Genomic DNA, 20945 nt, shown 5'->3' on the forward strand with positions numbered 1-20945 from the left:
CAATTTTAGATGCAACTCAACAAACTGCCCTCTCCTGCATTAAAGAAAAGAGAAAAGAACTCTTTTAGGAATTCATCGTAGATTTCCGTCTTTTTGTCTCTATATAAGGCATCTAATTCTTTTTTGCGCTCATAGTAGCGCCCAATCATCACTGTGAGGGTGGCAACGAGGATCGTTGCTGACGCAGCAATGAGCGGGGCAGCCAATTCTTTAGGGATACTTGCTAAGTAGCTGAAGAAGGTACTGATGCTCCACGCCAAGATTGCGATTAATCCTGCAAGTAAGGAAAGACCAATAAGGCCGAGTGCAAATTTCTTTAGACGGTGCATACGAATAGGCATAAATTGATTTATCGAACAATAGCGGCGATATCCATTTATCCGCACATCGTACATGATTTCTTTAAATTAACTATTTCAGATATTTATAAAGCATCGCATGAACAGTACGAAAAATAAACCTTGGTTATTCGCCACCAAACGGCGAGTAAGGGACTAGATTCGGAAGATCAGCGCGATCTCGACTACCACATAAGTTTCAAAGACCGCTTTCACCGATAACTCAGACCGTTCAACGGTCAGTCCTAAAGACCGCTTCGGCCGAAAAGCTGTCACCCTTTTCAATCCACTTTGCTTCCTAACACCGCTCCCAAACCGCCCGAAGGTTATCTTTGCTGCTATTTCTTAAATAGCTTGGCCAATACAACGTAAGTGACTAAACCCAACAAAGCGAAAAACACAGGCAGAACCAAACGCAGCACAGCAATCGGCACCCAGTCCGACAACACCACAGGAATATCGGAGTAGAAAGTCTCCAGCTTCACAGCAAAGATCAAGTAGTCGAACGTGAGCTTGCCAATGATCAAGATAAACAGAAACACGATCGCTTGCTTTAAATGCTGCGCAACTGCACCAGCCAGGAAGGAGGCAGTAATCACCAAGGCCTCCAAAAAGATCAAACTGCGTGAGTCGGTGTTTTGAATCTGCAAGAAATCCAGGCCGTACAGTAGGGCTAACAACAAAAATGCAAGCCCAGCAGCTACTCCTTGATGCTTGCTAAGCGAATATTTAGCGAACATACAAAATACTCTCGGCTTCTTCGAGGATGATCGACTTGATCAATTCGGTGGATTTGCTTCCCATTATTCCCCCACCTATGTCGATGCAGCCTTTAGAGCCACTGCGCCGACCACAGTGAATGAAGAAGTCATCTCGACCAAACATGACGTTGTCTTCTAGGGGATGCAAGGGCACTCGCCAATCTCCCCAATCACCAGTTGAGTTTCTAATCAGGTCCCGGAGCAGGCTCGGGTCGCTTAGTTCAGCAGAGACAACGCGGTAGCGACCTTTCGGAAGCGGCCCTGTTGATTTCTTGCTTTGGCAAATCGTTTGATTGGTGCAGTCATTACGCCCACTGGTGGCATAAGTAGCCAGCTTTTGAGATTTGCCTTTTGCAACAAACATGCCTTGGTTTACATAGAAAACTAAAGTCGCCACTTCACAGCCGCTCACTAAATTTGGAAACCCTGTGAGCCTACTTTTGACTTGAAACTTAATCAAAAAGATACTTGGATCTGTGTTTTTGCGGCTTACATCACCGTATAGAACGGTTTTCAATTATTTGTATAACAACTAATTGCAATTTACCTGAAAATCACATAAATTCAATTTATCTGTATTTCAGGTAACTTGTAATGCCAACACACAATCACGTTCTTTCCACCAGTTCTCAGCTAGGGCAAATTTTGCAAGCCTCTCGCAAGTCAAAGAAGTGGTCACAAGCCCAGTTGGCGAACAAGTTGGGTCTTAGCCAGTCACGTGTATCTCATTTGGAGTTGCATGCCGAAGAACTTAGCTTTGCCCAGTTAATAAAATGGTGTGCAGTTTTGGGTTTAGAGCTTTCGGTTGGGCTGCGTGAAACCCGTCACGAACAAACTTTGACGGATTGGTAATATGGGGCGCAGATCACACAGTCAAAGTTTGTCGATTTGGTCCAATGGCCAGCGTGTTGGGCTTTGGACCATACCTGCACGTGGCGACATGCAGCTTCAGTACGATCCTGACTGGCAAGCTTCAGAACTTGGGCGGCCCCTATCATTGTCTTTACAGTTCAACATTCAAAACTTGCCCATCAAGGGTGACAAAGTTCTGAATTACTTTGACAATCTGCTTCCCGACAGCGAAGCAATTCGCAAGCGGGTTGCGGAACGGTTCAAAACCGGATCTATCGATGCGTTCGATTTGCTTAAAGCGATTGGTCGAGATTGCGTGGGTGCTGTTCAACTATTGGGTGAACATGAGGAACCTGAGCATATCGAGAGTGTGCAAAGCCAAGCGATAAGCAAAAAAGAGATCGAGAGTCTTTTGATTGAAACGGTGTCACCAACTGGTTTCGGTACAAACGTGAACCCCCACACCGATTTACGTATTTCAATTGCCGGGGCTCAAGAGAAAACGGCGTTGCTGCGTTGGAAGGGCAAGTGGTGCATACCGCAAGGTTCAACCCCTACCACTCACATTCTTAAATTACCTTTGGGTTTAATGGGCGGGCAAAAGGCAGATTTCACAACGTCGGTCGACAACGAATGGCTTTGTATGAACTTGCTGAAGGCATATGGTTTGCCCGTGGCGAATGTGGACATCGAAACTTTTGGCACTCAGCGGGTTTTGGTGGTTGAGCGATTTGACAGAAAGATTGCCCCGAATGGTGAGTGGATTATGCGTCTGCCCCAAGAAGACTTTTGCCAGGTAACTGGTATGCCCTCGATTCTTAAATACGAAAGTGATGGTGGTCCAGGTTTACAAACCTTATTTAATACTCTTCAACAGTCAGAGAACTCAGCCACCGATCTTCGGACTCTCATGGCCACTCAAATTCTTTTTTGGCTTCTGCGCGCGCCCGACGGGCATGCCAAGAACTTCAGTGTTCAACTATTGCCGCGGGGGCGGTTTCGATTGGCGCCCTTGTACGACGTGATGTCTGCCTATCCTGTAATGGGGAAAGGCCCCCATCAGTGGTCATCCAAACAGATTAAGTTGTCAATGGCTTTACTTGGCAAAAACAGACACTACAGTATGGATTCAATTGTTCGACGACACTTCAAAAGCACAGCCAAGCACCTTGGCTATGAAGAGTATATTGAGCCACTGATTGAAGACTTGTTGGCGCGCACGCCTGCGGTAATAGAACGTGTTAGCAAAAAACTACCCGATGGGTTCTCCAGCCATGTTGCTGAAACTGTGTTGGGTGGCTTGGAAAAAGCCGCAAAAAAACTTGGATCAATGCAAACATCATGAAAACCCTGCTCATCACTTACCACTCCATCACTGGGGGTTCCAAAGCCATGGCCCAGGCGGTGGCTGAAGGGGCGGGCACTGAGCTCAACACACGCACCTTGCTGTTGCACGCCAGTGATACAAGCGCTGAACATGTTTTGAATGCACACGGTTATGTGTTCATTGCCCCTGAAACCTTGGGCAGCATGGCGGGTTTGATGAAAGACTTTTTCGACCGCACTTACTATGCTGCGCTGGATCAAATCAACGGGCGGCCCTACACCGTGTTGGTGTGCGCCGGCAGCGATGGGCAGGGCGCTGTGAAGCAAATTCAGCGCATTGCCACGGGGTGGCGTTTAACGGAAATGGCGCCGCCACACATTGTGTGTACCCACGCACAAACGCCAGAAAAAATTCTGGCAAGCAAAACAATCAACGAAGCTGATTTACAGCGTTGCCATGAATTGGGTGCCGCGTTTGCGAGTGGCCTGGCCATGGGTTTGTTTTAAGCCACCACCCTAACTTCTCCACTCCGGAAGCCGTATGTTTTTCCACACGGCAAATGCGCGCAAACCCACAGTCACCAGCACGCAACCCAGCATGTTCACATACGCCGGGTTGTCCAGTTCGCGCAGGCCGATGTAGGCCCAGCCGCCGAAAAAAGCGCAAATGGCATAGGGGCGGTGGTCTTTGAAGGCTTGGGGAATTTCATTGCACACAATGTCGCGAAGCACACCACCAAATACGCCTGTAATGACACCCATGAACACGGCCACCAGGCTGGGCATGCCGGCCTGAATGGCCGCGAAAACGCCTGCAGCGGTGAACAGGCCCAGCCCCAAAGTATCGGGCCACAGAATGGCTTTTTCAGTGAACCTGAAATGCCGCTGCCGCATAAACAGCATGGCCACAATGCACAGCACAAACACGGCCCACAGCAGTTCAATGTATTTCACCCAGAAGAAGGGCCGCACATCGAGCAACAGGTCGCGCAGGGTACCGCCACCAAAGGCAGCAAGAAATGCCACCACGCACACACCCACGGCATCCAGCCGCTTGCGTGCACCTTCCAGAATGCCGCTAAGGGCAAAGGCCAGCGTGGCCACAACTTCAATGCCCAGTTGAATGTTCTGGCTGAATTCGCCGGGGTTGAGCGCAGCCATCTTATTGCCCCACCGCTTGCATTGCCGCGCGATCAACGATCACATAATGTTTGCGTACAGGTTCCAGCACTTCGAATACACCGGTGAATTCGGCGGGTATTACCCCCGCATCACCCGGGCCAAACTGCTCGGCCTGCCCTTGGGCATTCGTAATTTGAATGCGCCCTTCCAGCACATGAAAAAACTCGTCTTTGCCCGGTGCAAAAGCGATTCGCCAAGCGCCGGGTTCGCAGGCCCACACGCCTGCACTCACGCCATGGTGTTCATAGTGGTTCCAGGTGCTGCGCAGGGGGTTGCCATTTTCCAGCCGGTCGGGGCGGGGGCGGTCGTGTTCAAGCGGTGTGTTGCACTTGGCAAATACGGTCAGTTTTTGGTTCATGTGGTTTGGATGACAGGTTTTTGCCCATTGTATTACCAGCCGCGCCAAGCGCATAAGCAAACTCGCCTTTTCCACCCGGTGTAGAATCTAGGCACGTTCAGCCCGAGGTTTTATCGTGTCTACCCCTTTCCGTGTGTTGTCCTTCATCCCGCCGATGACGCAGCTCAACACGCCCTATCCCTCAACCGCCTACATCACCGGCTTTCTGCGCAAGCAGGGCATTGATGCGGTGCAGGCTGACATTGCGCTGGGCCTGGTACTCAAGCTGTTTTCACCCGAGGGGCTGGACAGAATTGCAGCAGAAGTTGAGCAGTACGAGGAAGTCACCGAGCGTGTGGCCCTGTTCATGGACCAGTTCAGCCGTTACCGCGCCACCATTGCCCCCACCATTCGATTTTTGCAGGGGGGTGATTCAACCTTGGCGCACCGCATCAACAGCCGCGCTTTTTTGCCGGAAGGCCCGCGGTTTGAATCGCTGGATGTGTATGTGGACGAGGAAGGTGGCGACCCGCTGGCTTGGGCTTTTGGTGCCCTGGGCGCGCAAGACAAAGCCCGCCACCTGGCCACGCTGTACCTGAATGACCTAGCCGATGTCATTGCCGACGCAATTGACGAGCGCTTTGAGTTTGTGCGCTACGCGGAATCGCTGGCCGGCAGCCAGCCCAGTTTCGACCCGCTGGCCACTGCCTTGCAGCAACCCTTCACCTTGATTGATGAAATTTTGGTGGAATTGACCCTGGAAGAATTCAAGCGCCAACAGCCTCAGCTGGTGTTGTTGTCTGTGCCGTTTCCCGGTGCGGTGTATGCCGCGCTTCGCATGGCGCAAGCCATGAAGGCCGAAAACCCGGCTATCAAAATTGGTTTGGGCGGTGGGTATGTGAACACTGAATTGCGCGAACTCGCCGAGCCCCGATTGTTCGACTTTGTTGATTTTGTTACGCTCGATTCTGGCGAGCGCCCCCTGCTGTGTTTGATTGAACACCTGCAAGGCAAGCGCGGCCCGCAGCGGCTGGTGCGTACTTTCACGCGCAATGCCGAGGGCAAAGTGCAGTACACCAATTGGGCCGAACCCGATGTGCCGTTTGGTGACGTGGGCACCCCCACTTGGGACGGCCTGCCCCTGCACAATTACCTTAGCCTGCTCGACATGCTGAACCCTATGCACCGGCTGTGGAGCGACGGGCGCTGGAACAAGCTGACTGTGGCCCATGGTTGTTATTGGAAAAAATGCAGTTTCTGCGATGTGTCGCTTGACTACATTTCCCGCTATGAAAACGCCACGGCCACCGAGCTGGTAAACCGAATTGAACAAATTGTGGCGGAAACCGGGCAAACCGGTTTTCATTTTGTGGATGAAGCCGCGCCCCCCAAAGCCTTGAAGGCCTTGGCGCAAGAATTGATTGCACGCAATGTGTCCATTTCCTGGTGGGGCAATATTCGGTTTGAAAAATCCTTCACACCCGAGCTGTGCCAGTTGCTGGCCGACAGTGGTTGCATTGCAGTCAGTGGTGGGCTGGAGGTGGCATCTGACCGCTTGTTGAACTTGATGAAGAAGGGTGTTTCGGTTGAACAAGTGGCGCGGGTAACCAAAGGCTTCACCGACGCCGGTGTGTTGGTGCATGCCTACCTGATGTATGGCTTCCCGACCCAAACCGTGCAAGACACCGTGGATGCGCTGGAATATGTGCGCCAGCTGTTTGCAGAAGGCTGTATTCAATCGGGGTATTTTCACCGCTTTGCCTGCACGGTGCATTCGCCTGTGGGCAAAAACCCGGAAGAATACGGCATTCAATTGAAGCCGCTGCCCCAGGGCACTTTTGCGAAAAACGACATTGGTTTTATCGACCCCACCGGGGTTGACCACGCCGCACTGGGCGAAGGCCTGAACCGCGCGCTGTACAACTACATGCACGGCATTGGACTGGACCAGAACGTGCGCAGCTGGTTTGATCAAAAAGTACCCCGCGCCACGGTGCAAAAAAACTTCGTTGAGCAGGCCTTGTATGGCAAACCAGTGAAAACAGCTTAATATTGACAGTGTGTAAACTTCAAAGGTGGCACCATGAGTTTAAAAACCCTGTTGATGCCCATGATCACCCAACACCGCTTTGCGCGCAGCACCTTGCTGGCCCAACGCGCCAAAGCCGAGAAGGCACGGTTGGCCTCGGGCCGCCCCCACCAGGTTTACTACTTTCACCAGGTTGACGACCCCTACAGCCATTTGCTGGCCCAGGCTTTGCCACGTTTTCTGGCGCGTTACCAGGTTGAACTGAAGCCCTATGTGGTCAGCCCGCCGCCCGATTCAGCCGCGCCTGAACGCGAAAAACTGGTGGCCTACAGCCGCGTGGATGCGGCTTTGCTGGCGCAGCGTCATGGTTTGAGTTTTGTGGATTGTGGCCAGCAGCCTGCCGCACCGCGTGTACTTCAAGCCACGCAAAGCTTGGTGGCCGCCATTCAAGCGGGTCAGTTTGTTGAGCAGGCCGCCTCGGTGGGCCAATGGTTGTGGGGCAGCGATGAACCCCAGCTTACGTCCGGGCAAATGGACGTACAAACCCACATTGCACAAGCCGACGCTTTGCGAGAAAAGCTTGGGCACTACCTGGGCGGCATGTTGTATTACGAGGGCGAATGGTATTGGGGTATTGACCGCCTGTACCACCTGGAGCAGCGTTTGCAGGCACTGGGTGCGCAAACCAATGGGGCCATTGCCCTGCTGTTTCCCGCAGACGACGGCCTTGAGCACGCCAAGCCGCTGAACAACCCGCCCGACATTGATTTTTTCTTCTCGTTTCGCAGCCCTTACTCCGCCATTGTGGCCCCTCGCATTTTCGAGTTGGGTCGGCGGACTGGCGCAAAAGTCAATTTGCGTTTTGTGTTGCCCATGGTGATGCGCGGCCTGCCCGTGCCCAAAGTGAAACGGGAATACATTGTGTACGACACAGCGCGAGAGGCGCATGTGCGTGGTATTCCATTTGGTCGCTTGAATGACCCCGTGGGCAAACCCACCGAGCGGGGTTTGGCCCTAATCCCGTTCGCCGAACAGCACAGCAAAGGGCAGGAATTTGTGCTTTCTTATATGCAAGGTGTTTGGGCTGAAGGCATTGATGCGGGCAGCGACAAAGGCCTGAGAAAAATTGTAGAACGCGCTGGCTTGCGCTGGGAAGGCGCACAGGTGGCTTTGCAGCACGAGGCCTGGCGCGAGCGGGCTACAGCCAATCGGGAGGAGTTGTTTGCCGCCGGGCTTTGGGGCGTGCCTTCATTCAAAGTGGGCAACACGGTGGTTTGGGGGCAAGACCGGTTGTGGGCCTTGACCTTGCCACTGTGTCAGGGTTTCTAATACAGTTATCAAGTACTCAATCCAGGACACATCATGCCCGGTTGCAACCATTGCCCATCCGATCAAGCGGCCAAGTCCGCAGCAAACAACCCTGGCTTTCGCAAGGTGCTGTGGATCGCGCTGATTGCGAACGCCGCGATGTTTTTTATTGAAGTGGGTGCCAGTTGGTCGGGTGGTTCGGTGTCGCTACTTGCCGATTCACTCGATTTTGGTGGCGATGCGGCCAACTATGCCTTGTCCCTGTTTGTGTTGGGCATGGCGCTTCAAACCCGGGCCAAGGCAGCCTTGCTCAAGGGTGTGTCCATGGGTTTGTATGGCGTGGGTGTGTTGGGTTTCGCGGGCTATGCAGCCCTGCATGGCGAGGTTCCCTCTTACGCAACCATGGGTGTGGTGGGTGTGATGGCCTTGAGTGTGAACGTGGGTGTGGCTGCCATTCAGTACCGCTACCGCAATGGCGATTCCAATATGCGTTCGGTTTGGTTGTGCAGCCGCAACGATGCAATCGGTAACCTGGCTGTGTTGGGCGCTGCATTGTTGGTGGGTGTTACTCAAACCGCCTGGCCCGATCTTGCGGTGGCTGCGCTCATGGCCACACTCGGTTTAACGGCCTCGTTCAGCGTGATCAAACAGGCGCGGGCTGAGTTGCGGGGTGAAGCCACTGCGGGTGCTGCACATTCGCATGGTCATTCTCACTGATTCAATTCAAGGTCAGGCTCGAGCGTACTTCTTGCGATATTGAACCGGTGAAAGCCCGGTGGCTTGTTTGAATTGTCGCCTTAAATTCGATTCGTCGCTGTAGCCCAGTTCTTCGCTAATGGTGTTGACTGGAAGGCTTGACCAAATCAGTTGTTCGCTCACTTGGTGAAGTTTCAGCTGCCGGGCATAACTGGCCACGGGTATTTCAGTCAAAGCGCTCACCTTTCGGGCCAAAGTGCGTTCGCTCAAATTTAGTTTTCCCGCCAGTGTTTGCACGGTGATCTGTTCTGCAGGCATTTGCGCCACGATCGCTGCCAGTTTTCTGAGCAAAGGGTCAGCCTGCTCCATAAAGGCAAACGATCTGAAAGCAGGGTGCTGCTGCACTGGCCTGGGTAGCACCATCAGTTTGATGAACTCCTGAAACGCGGGTTTACTCAGCGACTTTTCGATCAATTGCTGCGCAAGAAGCAGGTAACCGTGAACACCTGCAGCCGTGGCGGTTTTTGGGGTTACCACGCAATCGCTGTCAATCAGCCAATTCACGTTGGGGTAGTTTTTTTGCATGGCATTGGCCAGCCACCAAGTGACTGTGGCGCGTTGGCGGCGAAGCCGGCCGCTTTCGGCCAGGAAGCACACACCTGTGCAGTAGCTCCACACTTTGGTGTGATCGGGCAGTTGTCGAATTTGCTCAATCAGCTTGGCGTGTTGGGCAAGCAGCTCCGGCAACTGGCTGGGCGATTCAGTCCACATGCCGGGCACCAGCAGCACATCCAGTGGCGTGTCTTGAAGCAGTGAGTTGGCAGTCAGCACCATTTGATTGGCGCATTGCACAGGTTTCAGGCCGGTACCCACCAAGCAGGTTTCAAACAGCAGTTTGCCCGACAGTCGGTTGCTGGCTTGTAGCAGGTCATTGAATGCCATCAAGCCCGCAGGCATGCATTGGTCGTACAGCAAAAGTCCAATTTTCATAAGTTTTCCGGGTGTGGCAGAAAATGACTGAAAGTTGTCATTCTATGCCATAACTGGAGAATGTGTTTTTTTGCCATGATTCAGCATCCCATACCGGAGAAGAGTCATGAAAATTCAGCAACTGCGCAATGCCACCTTTATTCTGGAATTCGGAGAATACCGGGTGTTGGTTGATCCCATGTTGTCTCCGAAGAACGCACTGCCGCCGCTCAAACTTTCTGGCGGCATGTTGCGAAACCCCACGGTGGATTTGCCACCCCAAGCCGACTTGGCCCTTCTGGGAGTGACCCATTGCTTGATTACCCATTGCCAGAAAGGCCACTTTGATCACCTGGACCGTTTTGGCAAAGCATGGCTTCGAGAGCGTCAAATACCTGTGATTTGTACCGCACACGATGCGCCACATTTGGTTGGCAAGGGTTTGAATGTACAGTCCTTGCCGCCCGATGCAGGCAGCAAGAAGGCCCCTTTTCTGGGCGGTTTGATCAGCACTGTGCCGTGTGTGCATGGGCGGGGTTTTGTGGGTTCATTGATGGAACACGGGGTGGGTTACTTCATTCAGCTTCCGGGTGAGCCCTCGCTTTACCTGAGTGGGGACACCATTTTCACACCCCGCATTCAAGAGTTCTTGTGGACCCGAAAGCCGGAAGTTAGTGTGGTGCCTGCCGGAGGGGCGCAATTTGATGTGGGCGGTGAAATTATTATGGGTGTCAGTGATGTGCTTGAGTTCACGCGGGCTGCCAGCGGCACGGTAATTGCCAACCACCTCGAGGCGATCAGCCACTGCCCGGTGACTCGGGATCAATTGCTGATTGCTGCACAGCATGCAGGGCTCAGCGATCGATTGATCGTGCCGTTGGATGGTGAAACGGTTGACCTTGTTGCCCATCAAGAAATTTTACGGTATCAATAACCTTTGAACGCCTCAAGCTTGAATGCCATGAAAATCAGTGATGTTGCCAAACGACTCGGATTAAATCCAAAGACCATTCGATTTTATGAAGAACAGGGTTTAATTGCCCCCAAGCGCGCCGATTCGCAATCGTGGTTTCCAACTGGCAAAAATCGTGTATTCGGGCAAGAAGACCTCTCCAGACTTGATTTTGTCAAGAAGGCCCGGGAATTGGATTTCTCGATCAAGGAAATACAATCTGTGCTTGATTTTTACGATCAAGGTCCCGCTTGCGGATGTGGTTCAAGAACTCGGGTCGACGAGTTGATCGAGCGAAAACTAGTTGAAGTCAGGCATTTGAAGCAAAGCCTGGTGGAATTGGAAAAAAAATTACTCGATATTCAGGCGAACAATGCCAGGATTGCATCCACGCTGGTGGACGAACCCCAAGAACCTGAGGGCGAGTTTTTGATTGCAGATTATATTTTGCCCGCATCAAATAAAAATAACGACAAGGCTTGACCTTCCAGTTGCTGGAACATGCACCATGAAATACGGGAATGTTCCCATTTGTTGTTAAAGGAGTTTTTTATGAAAGTTAAATTATTTGCTGCTGCCGTTGGCGTGTTTGGCCTTGTGGGTGTTGCGATGGCTGTATGCCCGCTTTGCGCATAAAACGGTAAAAGTGCCGGGTCATTTCAGGCCCGGTTTTTTCGTGTATTCATTGAGTGGAGCTGAATGCTCTAGCAACATGAGTTGCCTTGCTGGATGGGTGGGCATTTCACCGACCCATATGAGCAAAAAACACAGCAATCGCCCGGTTTGGGCTTGAGCAAAATATTGCAGTGCCCACACTGGAAAAAAAACTGGCATGCGTTGGTGGGCATGATGCACGAGGTGTTTGCATCGCAGTTTGGGCAGATCAGAATCGACTCAAGTACAACGTCAGTCATTGTATTTCTCCTGTTCTTACATGAACCATGGCGAGGCCAGCGTGAGCAAAGAAAGCACTGCGATTACCCAGAAAACCATTTTCTGGCCACGGCTGCAGCTTTCGCAATCCGCTTTGCGCCAGAACATTTTGTAATAAGACAACGCCAACAAACCGAGCGTGATGGCGATAAAAACAGGTCGATAGGGCTCCAAGGTGGTGACCATTCCCAGCGACGAACTGCCACCTACGCCTGCGGCCAGTAGTAAAAAAGGGCCAAGGCAGCAAATGGATGCGCCGAATGCCGCCAGCGCGCTAGCGATCAGGGTACCGGTATTTTCAAGTGGTTTCATGTATTGATTTCTCTGCTTACAGGGCGGAGATGCTATTGTGAAAGCCGTACCCAAGTACGGAGTCAATAGGCATGATTCAGAAACACACATTGAGCATTGGCGGGTTGGCCCAGGCAGCAGGCGTGAATGTTGAAACAGTTCGCTACTACCAACGCGTGGGCATGTTGTCACAGCCCGCCAAACCCTTGCAGGGTGCCCGCAAATATGGTCCCGGAGACATCAAGCAGATCCGTTTTATCAAACGCGCACAGGCCTTGGGTTTTACCTTGTCCGAGGTGGGTGAACTTCTGGCGCTAGGCAAAGTAAGTTCCTGCCGTGAAACGCAGGCTTTGGCTGAAATCAAGCTGGAGTCGATTGGTGCACGAATCAACGACCTGATAAAAATGCAAGAAACCTTGCTGCAGCTTGTGGCGCGGTGCAATGCCATGTGCCAATCGACCGGTTGCCCCATCATTGATGCATTGGTGGGTGATGAATAGCTTTACCTGGCCACTCCGCCAGTTTTGTCATTGTCGGTGGGCGTAATGAAGCAGGTACGTGCCGAAATCAATTTAGCCGTTTTCGGCGCGCCCAGCTGATTGAAACTGTATTCCTTTCTGAATGCTTGTCCAGTGGCTGGGGTATTGACCGGTCTGTTGTAAAAATGCCCTCGAAAAGGAGGACTGCGAAGCATAGCCGCAATGTTGAGCAATAAGCTCCAGTGGTTTGCCTTCAAGCAGCCATGTTTTCGCCAGATTGATGCGCTCACGGCGAACAAACAGGCCCGGCGCTTCGCCCACGCTCGCAACAAATTGCTGCGTGAATCGGGTTTTTGACATGGCGACCGAGTGCGCCATATTCTCCACCTTCCATTGGCCTCCTGGATTCTGAAGAATGTTTGCAAGCAAGGGGCCAATAATAGGGTGTGCAAGCCCACTCAGCACGCCTTTTTCAACACGGCCATGTTCAACCAAATAGGCAATGACCTGAAGTAAAACCACTTCGCACAACTTGTTGTCAATTTGCCCTCGAACCAGTTGCGATAGCTGCGAGGTCTCCTCCAGCACATTCATGGTGTTACGCACGAGTGGTAGTTCACTTAGGGGAATCAGCACGATGTCAGGCAAACCCGCTGTGATCATGTTGTTCATGCCGCTGGCGTAGGTGATGTCTGCGCACATGACCTGTGCCTCCTCGCCGGGTGGAATGTTTAAATGATGTGGCGCGAAGGCCTTGAAAAGAATCAGTGAGGGCTCTCGATGGCGTGTGCAGCGCCCATGGCGGTCCACCAAATCAAACTGACCCTGCATGACAACATGCAAATGCCCGCTGTCATTGTTTTCAACAAACGGGTGTTGGCCACACAGGCCACCACTGTAAAACACGCTGGCTTTCAAGCCGACTTGCTGAATCAGGTGATAAAAAGGCGATTGGCTCATGGAACGAACAAATTGGTATGAAAATAGACGAATTGATATCTAATGTAGCTGATGACTGCGCATTATGTTGGGTCAGTTTCACCAATCAGGAGATCAACATGGCAAACCATTTCGTGAATTCCAGCTTGAAGCCTGTCACCGCTGAATCGGGTGATGCCGATCAACAAGAGGTGTTGAGCCTTGCGCTGAAGCAGGTTGGCTTCATTCCCAATATGTATGCAAACATGGTGAACCTCGCCCCAGTGCTGTCCACCTATCTTCATGGTTACGACGAGTTTCGCAACAAAAGCGGCTTTGGCCCCGTTGAACAAGAGGTTGTGTTCTTGGCATTGAGCCTGAGCAATGGTTGCAAGTACTGTGGTGCGGCGCACAGCATGCTGGCCGACAAAATGTCGGGTGTACCTGCCAACGTACTTGCGGCCATTCGGGAAGGCAAACCGATTCCTGACACCAGGCTGCAAACGCTTTATGATTTCACTGTCGAACTGGTCAATGAAAAAGGCAAGGTCAGTCCTGCAACTGGCGAGAAATTCAAGGCGGCTGGTTTCACTGACAAACATGTCATGGGCGTGATTCTAGCCGCGTCGGTTAAAACCCTGTCAAACTTTTCGAACCACTTTTTTGAAACCGAGCTCGATGAAAAATTCGCTGCTTACAAACTGGATTAATGATTGATTCGATGTCGACTCGCCATCACGTGTATTTGCTGTGCGCACAATGGTGCGGTGTTTGCCGCACATTTGAAATGCCATTCAATGAAGCCATCCAAAGGCTGAGCTTCGTTCAGGCGCAATGGGTCGACATCGAAGACTTTCCGGAATGGGAAGACAAGGTCGACATCGAATCATTTCCAACGCTGCATGTAGAAACCACCGACGGTCGGGTGGTGTTCTCTGGCAGCATTGAACCTGATGCAGAGCAGCTGGTTCGATTAATAACTCGTTTATAAAGTGCAACCAATGCCTTGGGGCATCACTTTACCGCAAACCGAACACTGACTTTCATCTCGCCCAGTGTAAGCGAGGCAATTGCTTTGGCACCTTTGCCCAGTGATACCTTGCCTGCACTGGTCAGCCGGTTTTCACCAGCCGGCTGCAGGTCGGCCTCTGTTTTTTCGCTGCCGTTCAGTACGGTCAACTTGCCGCTGGCTTTGGCAGTATCCACGGGTTGGTCGTGGTCCAGAATGTAAATGACCGCATTTCCATTCTGGTTCACCAGTTCAAAATTCAAGTCTTTGGCCTCCGAAACTACGCCGCCGTGGCGCGGTTTTTCTTCATGACTCAACACCGGTTGCACAAGTGCAAAGGTGAGCACCAAGGCCAATCCATTCAATCGTTTTTTCATGGTTTACTCCTGCAAAAAATTAATACGCTTCCTGATCTTGTTCGGTCAGAATTTTTTCTAGTGGTTGTTTGCCCACCAGCCAGAACATCAAAGGGGTCAGCAAAGTGTCCAGAATGGTGGAACTGACCAAACCACCAAAAATAACCACAGCCACTGGGTGCAAAATTTCTTTGCCCGGTGCGTCGGCTGAGAGCAGCAAAGGGGTAAGCGCCAAAGCGGCGGTCAGGGCGGTCATCAACACTGGGGTGAGCCTTTCCAGCGACCCACGCACAATCATTGGAATGCCAAAGGTTTCACCTTCGAATTTGCACAGGTTGATGTAGTGGCTAACTTTCAAAATGCCGTTGCGCGTGGCGATGCCCGCCAAGGTAATGAAACCCACCATGGAGGCCACTGAAAGCGACACCCCCGCAATCCACATGGCAGCCACACTGCCAATGAGCGCGAATGGAATGTTGCCCATGATCACCAAGGCCAATGTGGTGGATTGGTATCGGGTGTACAGCACCAGAAAAATGAAAGCCAGGGACAAAAGCGACAACACGGCAATCAATCGTGTGGCTTGCTCTTGAGCCTGGAATTGGCCTTCAATGCTGACGAAGTAACCACCGGGCAATGCCGTGTTGGCCACCGAATTTCGCACTTGTTCGATGATCGCCGACATGTCGCTGCCGTCGGTGTTGGCATACACCACAATTCGGCGGCGGCTGTTTTCACGGCCAATCTGATTGGGGCCATCGCCTTCTTCCACCGTGGCCACACTGGAGAGTGGTATGGGACCCGCCGGGCTGTCCAGCATCACGCGCGCAAGGTCTTGGGGCGTGCGTGCAGAATCGGGCAGGCGCAGCACCAAGTCGAATCGCTTGGCACCATCGACCACCTGTGTAATTCGCTCGCCTTGCGACAGCGATTCAAGCGCGGTCAGTATTTCGCCAGGTGCAAGGCCGTATTGCGCCGCCTTGCGATAGTCCACCCGCACTTTCACTTGCGGAATCAACACCTGTTTTTCAACGGACAAATCGACTAGCCCATCAACTGTGCTCAAGCGACCTCGAAGGTCTTCGGCCAGGCCTCTTAAGGTGTCCATGTCGTCACCGAAAATCTTGATGGCCACTTGCGCCCGAACACCTGATAACAGGTGATCAAGCCGGTGAGAAATGGGTTGACCAATCGCCACCGAGCCAGGAATGACGGCAAGTTGTTTTCGAATATCAGCCATGATTTCTTCGCGATCCCGATCCGACTCTTTCAGGTCTACATCAATTTCCGCAGCGTGCACGCCTTCAGCGTGTTCATCCAGTTCAGCACGCCCGGTGCGGCGACCTACTTTCTCGACCTCGGGTATTTCGGCAATCAGTTTTTCAGCCAGGGCACCAATTCGGTTCGATTCTTCAAGCGAAATGCCTGGGTTGAAAATCAAACCCATCACCAGCGAACCTTCATTGAATGCCGGCAAAAACGCTTTCGGAAAAAACGGCACAGTAGCCGCTGCCCCTGCAACCACAATTGCAGCTGCAATCAACACCTGCTTGGCACGCGGGAATGACCAGTGCAGTGCCTTGGTGTCCCACGCCTTCAAGCGCTTTACCAAAGGGCTGTCGCCGTGGCCCAGTGTTTTGATGTTGGGCAGCAGGTAATACGACAACACCGGGATCACGGTCATAGAAACCAGCATCGAAGCCAGAATGGACACAATGTATGCAATGCCCAAGGGCGCAAACAAACGGCCTTCAATACCAGGCAGGGCGAACAGTGGAACGAAGACGAGCACCACAATGAGAGTGGCGTACACAATGCCGGAACGTACTTCTACTGACGCTTTCAGAATGGTGTTCAGAATCGACTCTGGGTTGGTTTGTTGCCCGCGCATTTTCAGGCGGCGCAGAATGTTTTCCACATCCACCACGGCGTCGTCCACCAGTTCGCCGATGGCAATCGCCAAGCCGCCCAGGGTCATCACGTTGATCGATTGGCCCAACAGTTTGAAAACAATCACAGCCACAGCCAGCGACAATGGAATCGCAATCAAGGAGATGGCGGTGGTGCGAGCGCTGAGCAGAAATGCAAACAGGATAATGGTGACCATGATGGCACCATCCCGCAGGGCTTCCACCACATTGCCAATGGATGCTTCAATGAAGTCGGCCTGTCGGAACAACACCTCGGGTGCCAGCAAACCGTTGGGCAAACCTTGCTTCAATTCAGTGAGAGCGTTTTCAACCTGCAGGGTCAGCTCAACCGTGTCGGCGGCGGGTTGTTTTTGCACACTCAAAATAACGGCAGGTTTGCCATTCAAGCCTGCATCACCGCGCTTGAAGGCGGCCGCATAACGTACATCAGCCACTTGTTCCAGCAGCACTGGGGTGCCGTTTTGATAGGCCACTGCCAGGCCTTGCAAATCCTCAAGCTGATTGGTGCGCCCCAGGTTTCGAATCAGGTATTCGCGGTTGTTCAGGTCGATGAAACCGCCACTGGTGTTTGCAGAAAAGGCTTGAAGTGCACTTTTCAGTTCACTCAAGGAAATACCAAATTGCGCCATACGGGCTGTGTCGGGTTCCACCCTCAATTGGCGAACCTCTCCGCCAATTGGAATGACTTGTGACACACCGGGGATGGATAACAGGCGCGGACGCAACACAAAGTCGGCATACTCTCGTGCCTGCATCGGGTTGGTTATTCCCGTGTCGATCGGCAAGGCAATCAACATGATCTCGCCCATGATGGAACTGACTGGCCCCATCACGGGGGTGATGCTCTCGGGTAGTTGCTCCTTCACCAAAGTCAGCCGTTCAGCCACGAGTTGGCGGTTGCGGTAAACATCGGTGCCCCAGTCGAATTCCGCGTACACAATGGAAAGTCCGACACCGGAAACGGATCGCACGCGGGTGACCCCCGGCATGCCGTTGAGCGCAGTTTCAATGGGAAATGACACCAGTTGTTCCACTTCCTCGGGGGCCATGCCACCTGCTTCGGTCAGTACCGTAATCAAGGGTTTGTTCAGGTCGGGAAACACATCCACCGGTGTTTGGGTGGACACATAAGCCCCGTAGGCCATGGCAAGCATCGCTGCAGCCAATACAAATAACCGGTTGTGCAGGCTGAACCGGACGATCCAATTAAACATGATGCATCGCCCCTTATCGGATCTGGTTGATCAGGTTGGTGCCTGAAATTACAACCCGGTTTTCATCGGCCAAGCCTTTGGTGATCACCACTTCCCGAGCGTTCAGTGCCTGATATTCCACTGGCTGCGCGATGAACCGCTCAGCGCCTGATTTGATCCACACTATCGTTTCGTTGTTCGGGTTGCGCACCACTGCTTCACTGGGCAGAACGATGCCTTTGACTGTGGTTTTCAAGCGAGCCAGCACTGTGACCGGTTGGCCCACAGCCAGTGGTACCGAGGCGTTGCCTTGGGTGGCGTTGGCGCGGAAGGTGATTGGAATGGCGCCATTCACCAAACTGTGCCCAGCACCCACCAGGGTCAACTCGACGCCTTCAATTCCAGCCAGGCTTCCCCCTTGCACTTGCTGTGCAACCGCAGCGTCGGCGGTATTGGCTTCAATCAGCAATCGGCGTGGGTCAATGACTTCAAATAACACGTGGCTGGGTTCAATGACTTGCCCGTTGAGTGCATTGGTTTTGGCGACCACGCCGTTGGCGGGTGCCAGCAAGGTGTGCCTGCCGGACACGCTGTTGTTCAAGGCCCTTTCGCGCCCCTGCAATGCAGAAAGTTGCGCTTGTGCGGCTTCCAGTTCTTTTTTGGGAACAGTGCCTTGTAGTGCCTTCATCCGTTCCACGCGTTGTTGGGCCAGTGTTAGGTTGGCTTTCACTTCAGCCAGTTCAGCCCGTTGTGAGCCTAAGGAAATTGCATCGGCCAGCGGGTGCAAATAGGCAAGAACTTCACCTTTGCGAACAGCTTGCCCCAGCGAAGGAAATCCTTTGGCGGGTGGTTCCACCCGACCTTGAAACGGGGCTTGAACACGACCACCCGCATTGGGGTCAATGTCCACTTTGCCATTCAGTTCGGTGGTTTGGGTGTGATCCTTTTGGAACACCATTTGTGTGCGAATTTCCATGCGGCGCTGGGCCAGTTTTGGTACGTTCACACTGCCGTCGGGGAGGCGCGCCAGCCCACCGGGGTTGGCATTCGCAGGTGCGTCCAGGTGTTCGCCATTGGGGCCATGCGCACCAGGTGCAGCCAACAATGGGCTGGAAAAAAGCCCGAGCGATAGTGTTGTCAAAGTAGCAACAACAAACGTAGAAATGAGAGTTTGCTTCATGATTAAATCTTTTTAGAAACCGGGTTTGAACCAGCGCGACGAATGCGCCCTACGATCAGAACGAGTACGCCCAGTCCCAGCACCAACGCCAGCCATGCATAGGGGGAATGGAACAGCTCTTGAATATGGCCGTGGCCATCGTGTTCGTGGTTATCGTGATGTGGGTGGCCATGTTCTACATGTTCTGTTGCAGCACCGTTCGATTCCAGTGTCGCCAGCAACAGGTCGTTTTGTGTGGGTGTGGTCAGCGTAAAAATCAGTTCGTGATCGCCGGGTTTCTGTAACAACTCCAGCATGGCGGGGTCATCAAAGGCATAGTCGCCCGCGTCTTCATGAAACACTGCAGTGCCTTTCAAGTCGCCTACTTCCAGTTCCAGTGTGGCGTTCAACACCGGTGCGTTGGTGTTGTAATCGTCTACCAGTACAGACAGTTCAGTGCTGTAAAGCCGCGCCACCAATTCAAAATTTTCTGTAAAGGTTTCCGTGCGTGGTGTGACATCGGCCACTGTACTGCCAGTGCCTGGTGCGTCCAAATGTTCGCCGTTGGGACCATGTGCACCGGGCGCCGCCATGGCGAGTTGAGTCATCAGCAATGAACCGATGAATAAAAGTGAAATGTTCTTCATGGATTGTTCTCCGGCAAAATTCCAAGAGCCTGTTTGTAGTCCGACACCTTGGCGGCATGTTCAACAGTCGCTTTGCGTGAAAGGCGCTGTGCTTCAAAAGCCTGCTGTTCAAACCGTAGCAGGGTGGGCAAATCGGTTTCACCCAGCTCGAATGACTTTTGAATGAGTGCGAAGGCTTCCTGATTGGCCTTTGCTCTTTCCTCGGCAGTTCTTTTGAGTTCTTCATACAGATTGACGCCGGAAGCCATGGCTTGCGCCCTGGCCTTCAGCCTGCCTTCCAGCTTGCGCAAACTGGCCTGCGCCGACAGTTCATCGGCCTGCGTTGTCAATATTCTGCTTTGGTGCTTCGCATTGGACCCAAGCGGAATTCGGGTGCCGATCATCAACGATTTTTCTTCAGGGGCGGCAAAGCCTCCTTTGTCGCTCACCAGGCCCAAGCTGATCTCTGGATTTGGTCGGCTTTGAATTGCAGCAAGTTCGCCTTTCAGTTGCGCAAGATTGACCCGTTGTTTGGCATGAAGCAAGGCCGGGTGATCTGAAAAATCGGGCGTACTTTGGAAAGCCGGCATACCTTCGATCTTCGGATCGCTTAATGCGCTGGCTGGAAGCCCTGTCAATGCTGTGAATTCAGCGGCCAACAGCGATACATTCGATACAGCAGTACCAAAATCTGCTTTGGCTTGCGCATGCAGTGCCTGGGCCTGAAGCCGATCAACAGGTGCCAAATCTCCAGCCACAACCCGTTTCTCAACATCGCTCAGCAAACGTTGTGTGCCCACCAGGCGTGCTTGCGCAATTTCCACATCAAGGTGCGCCGCGATGGTGTCCCAGTAGGCCTGCCGAACCTGTTGTGCCAATTCCAGTTTCTGTAGGGTTTTGGTCAGGCTGGCCATTTGAAGTTCTGCATTGGCCAGGTTTTGCGAACCTTTGCGTTCGCCCCACAGCCAAACCGGGGCAACAATACCCAGCTCCACTTCCCTCAAGCCCTGGTTGTCAAAGTTTCGATCAGACCGGTACGAGCCCTCCAGGCTAAGAGGCTCCGGGGTCAGGCTGCTGGCAGCTTCTGTGGCATATCGTGCTGACTCAAGCCGTTTTTCGGCGGCTTGAAGTTCGGGGTCTATTGCAAGTGCTGATTCAAAAGCCGTTGCAACACTAATACCCCGTTCGGCAGCTTGTAATGGTGTGTACGCCAGCGTAAAAATGGCTCCGAGCACCATACCAAGCCGCACCACGCAATGTGGTGTGTTCATGGACTACTCCGTTAATCAAAAGTCAATAA

25 protein-coding genes are annotated in these 20945 nt (G+C 52.7%); 11 read left to right on the forward strand and 14 right to left on the reverse strand.

All coding sequences use genetic code 11. From position 1 onward, the window contains the following. Positions 1-5: 5 nt before the first annotated feature. The 3 genes from B4N58_RS08140 to B4N58_RS08150 all read right to left on the reverse strand — a co-directional run bounded on the left by B4N58_RS08140 (position 6) and on the right by B4N58_RS08150 (position 1616). Positions 6-341, reverse strand: coding sequence for a hypothetical protein (locus B4N58_RS08140; protein WP_291747958.1), 336 nt, complete (start codon positions 339-341; stop codon positions 6-8). Between the two features lie 335 nt (positions 342-676). Next, positions 677-1021, reverse strand: a complete 345-nt coding sequence (locus B4N58_RS08145; protein ID WP_291747961.1) for a hypothetical protein — start codon at positions 1019-1021, stop codon at positions 677-679. Between the two features lie 46 nt (positions 1022-1067). Then, positions 1068-1616 carry a tlde1 domain-containing protein gene (locus B4N58_RS08150; RefSeq protein ID WP_291747964.1) on the reverse strand — a complete coding sequence of 183 codons (549 nt, stop codon included), beginning with the start codon at positions 1614-1616 and terminating at the stop codon, positions 1068-1070. Positions 1617-1693: 77 nt separating this feature from the next. On the opposite strand from B4N58_RS08150, the gene B4N58_RS08155 reads away from it, so the two are divergent. Genes B4N58_RS08155 through B4N58_RS08165 form a run of 3 tightly spaced genes read left to right on the forward strand, consistent with a single transcriptional unit; the run spans position 1694 to position 3784 of the window. Further along, entirely contained in the window at positions 1694-1951 is a 258-nt protein-coding gene (locus tag B4N58_RS08155) for a helix-turn-helix domain-containing protein (protein ID WP_291747967.1), read from the forward strand. 1 nt (position 1952) lies between these two features. Continuing rightward, the gene (locus B4N58_RS08160) at positions 1953-3296 is read left to right on the forward strand and encodes a type II toxin-antitoxin system HipA family toxin (RefSeq protein WP_291747970.1); all 1344 of its coding nucleotides are present in this window, start codon (positions 1953-1955) and stop codon (positions 3294-3296) included. Continuing rightward, positions 3293-3784 carry a flavodoxin family protein gene (locus B4N58_RS08165; protein ID WP_291747973.1) on the forward strand — a complete coding sequence of 164 codons (492 nt, stop codon included), beginning with the start codon at positions 3293-3295 and terminating at the stop codon, positions 3782-3784. The genes B4N58_RS08160 and B4N58_RS08165 overlap by 4 nt, the downstream gene beginning before the upstream one ends. Positions 3785-3793: 9 nt before the next feature. Here B4N58_RS08165 and B4N58_RS08170 read toward each other — a convergent pair whose 3' ends face one another. Beyond that, positions 3794-4438 (reverse strand): trimeric intracellular cation channel family protein, encoded by a 645-nt coding sequence (locus B4N58_RS08170; RefSeq protein WP_291747976.1) that lies wholly within the window; start codon positions 4436-4438, stop codon positions 3794-3796. Between the two features lies 1 nt (position 4439). After that, the gene (locus B4N58_RS08175) at positions 4440-4817 is read right to left on the reverse strand and encodes a cupin domain-containing protein (protein WP_291747979.1); all 378 of its coding nucleotides are present in this window, start codon (positions 4815-4817) and stop codon (positions 4440-4442) included. A 154-nt stretch (positions 4818-4971) separates the two neighbouring features. On the opposite strand from B4N58_RS08175, the gene B4N58_RS08180 reads away from it, so the two are divergent. Genes B4N58_RS08180 through B4N58_RS08190 form a run of 3 tightly spaced genes read left to right on the forward strand, consistent with a single transcriptional unit; the run spans position 4972 to position 8850 of the window. After that, complete coding sequence (locus B4N58_RS08180) at positions 4972-6846, forward strand: B12-binding domain-containing radical SAM protein (RefSeq protein WP_414673824.1); 1875 nt, start codon at positions 4972-4974, stop codon at positions 6844-6846. Between the two features lie 33 nt (positions 6847-6879). Then, positions 6880-8154, forward strand: a complete 1275-nt coding sequence (locus B4N58_RS08185) for a DsbA family protein (RefSeq protein ID WP_291747982.1) — start codon at positions 6880-6882, stop codon at positions 8152-8154. Positions 8155-8187: 33 nt separating this feature from the next. Next, positions 8188-8850: a cation transporter gene (locus B4N58_RS08190; RefSeq protein ID WP_291747985.1), complete on the forward strand. Its 663-nt coding sequence runs from the start codon at positions 8188-8190 to the stop codon at positions 8848-8850. A gap of 12 nt (positions 8851-8862) precedes the next feature. Here the strand turns inward: B4N58_RS08190 and B4N58_RS08195 are convergent, their stop codons facing one another. Beyond that, complete coding sequence (locus B4N58_RS08195; RefSeq protein ID WP_008246898.1) at positions 8863-9819, reverse strand: GlxA family transcriptional regulator; 957 nt, start codon at positions 9817-9819, stop codon at positions 8863-8865. 106 nt (positions 9820-9925) lie between these two features. Here B4N58_RS08195 and B4N58_RS08200 point away from each other — a divergent pair, with 106 nt between their 5' ends. Both B4N58_RS08200 and B4N58_RS08205 read left to right on the forward strand, forming a co-directional pair. Next, positions 9926-10732: an MBL fold metallo-hydrolase gene (locus B4N58_RS08200; protein ID WP_291747991.1), complete on the forward strand. Its 807-nt coding sequence runs from the start codon at positions 9926-9928 to the stop codon at positions 10730-10732. A gap of 27 nt (positions 10733-10759) precedes the next feature. Next, positions 10760-11233 carry a MerR family transcriptional regulator gene (locus tag B4N58_RS08205; RefSeq protein ID WP_291747993.1) on the forward strand — a complete coding sequence of 158 codons (474 nt, stop codon included), beginning with the start codon at positions 10760-10762 and terminating at the stop codon, positions 11231-11233. A gap of 221 nt (positions 11234-11454) precedes the next feature. Here B4N58_RS08205 and B4N58_RS08210 read toward each other — a convergent pair whose 3' ends face one another. Continuing rightward, the gene (locus B4N58_RS08210) at positions 11455-11664 is read right to left on the reverse strand and encodes a GDCCVxC domain-containing (seleno)protein (RefSeq protein WP_291747995.1); all 210 of its coding nucleotides are present in this window, start codon (positions 11662-11664) and stop codon (positions 11455-11457) included. Between the two features lie 16 nt (positions 11665-11680). Next, entirely contained in the window at positions 11681-11995 is a 315-nt protein-coding gene (locus tag B4N58_RS08215; protein ID WP_291747998.1) for a mercuric transporter MerT family protein, read from the reverse strand. Positions 11996-12066: 71 nt separating this feature from the next. Here B4N58_RS08215 and B4N58_RS08220 point away from each other — a divergent pair, with 71 nt between their 5' ends. Further along, a complete protein-coding gene (locus B4N58_RS08220) occupies positions 12067-12474 on the forward strand; it encodes a MerR family transcriptional regulator (RefSeq protein ID WP_291748002.1) in 408 nt (135 codons plus the stop codon). Positions 12475-12546: 72 nt separating this feature from the next. Here the strand turns inward: B4N58_RS08220 and B4N58_RS08225 are convergent, their stop codons facing one another. Beyond that, positions 12547-13413 (reverse strand): helix-turn-helix domain-containing protein, encoded by an 867-nt coding sequence (locus B4N58_RS08225; protein WP_291748006.1) that lies wholly within the window; start codon positions 13411-13413, stop codon positions 12547-12549. A gap of 98 nt (positions 13414-13511) precedes the next feature. On the opposite strand from B4N58_RS08225, the gene B4N58_RS08230 reads away from it, so the two are divergent. Both B4N58_RS08230 and B4N58_RS08235 read left to right on the forward strand, forming a co-directional pair. Continuing rightward, positions 13512-14081, forward strand: a complete 570-nt coding sequence (locus B4N58_RS08230; protein ID WP_291748009.1) for a carboxymuconolactone decarboxylase family protein — start codon at positions 13512-13514, stop codon at positions 14079-14081. Next, positions 14081-14362, forward strand: coding sequence for a thioredoxin family protein (locus B4N58_RS08235; RefSeq protein WP_291748012.1), 282 nt, complete (start codon positions 14081-14083; stop codon positions 14360-14362). The genes B4N58_RS08230 and B4N58_RS08235 overlap by 1 nt, the downstream gene beginning before the upstream one ends. A gap of 23 nt (positions 14363-14385) precedes the next feature. On the opposite strand, the gene B4N58_RS08240 is transcribed toward B4N58_RS08235, so the two are convergent. Genes B4N58_RS08240 through B4N58_RS08260 form a run of 5 tightly spaced genes read right to left on the reverse strand, consistent with a single transcriptional unit; the run spans position 14386 to position 20916 of the window. Continuing rightward, a complete protein-coding gene (locus tag B4N58_RS08240; RefSeq protein ID WP_291748016.1) occupies positions 14386-14757 on the reverse strand; it encodes a hypothetical protein in 372 nt (123 codons plus the stop codon). Between the two features lie 19 nt (positions 14758-14776). Then, a complete protein-coding gene (locus B4N58_RS08245) occupies positions 14777-17881 on the reverse strand; it encodes an efflux RND transporter permease subunit (RefSeq protein ID WP_291748019.1) in 3105 nt (1034 codons plus the stop codon). Positions 17882-17894: 13 nt separating this feature from the next. Beyond that, complete coding sequence (locus tag B4N58_RS08250; protein ID WP_291748022.1) at positions 17895-19040, reverse strand: efflux RND transporter periplasmic adaptor subunit; 1146 nt, start codon at positions 19038-19040, stop codon at positions 17895-17897. 2 nt (positions 19041-19042) lie between these two features. After that, positions 19043-19666, reverse strand: coding sequence for a hypothetical protein (locus B4N58_RS08255; protein WP_291748024.1), 624 nt, complete (start codon positions 19664-19666; stop codon positions 19043-19045). Further along, a complete protein-coding gene (locus B4N58_RS08260) occupies positions 19663-20916 on the reverse strand; it encodes a TolC family protein (protein WP_291748027.1) in 1254 nt (417 codons plus the stop codon). Before B4N58_RS08260 ends, B4N58_RS08255 begins: the two co-directional genes overlap by 4 nt. Positions 20917-20945: the final 29 nt, after the last annotated feature.

Origin of the sequence: Limnobacter sp. UBA3528 (assembly GCF_002377005.1) — a bacterium.
In the GTDB taxonomy this organism is placed as follows: Bacteria; Pseudomonadota; Gammaproteobacteria; order Burkholderiales; family Burkholderiaceae_B; genus Limnobacter.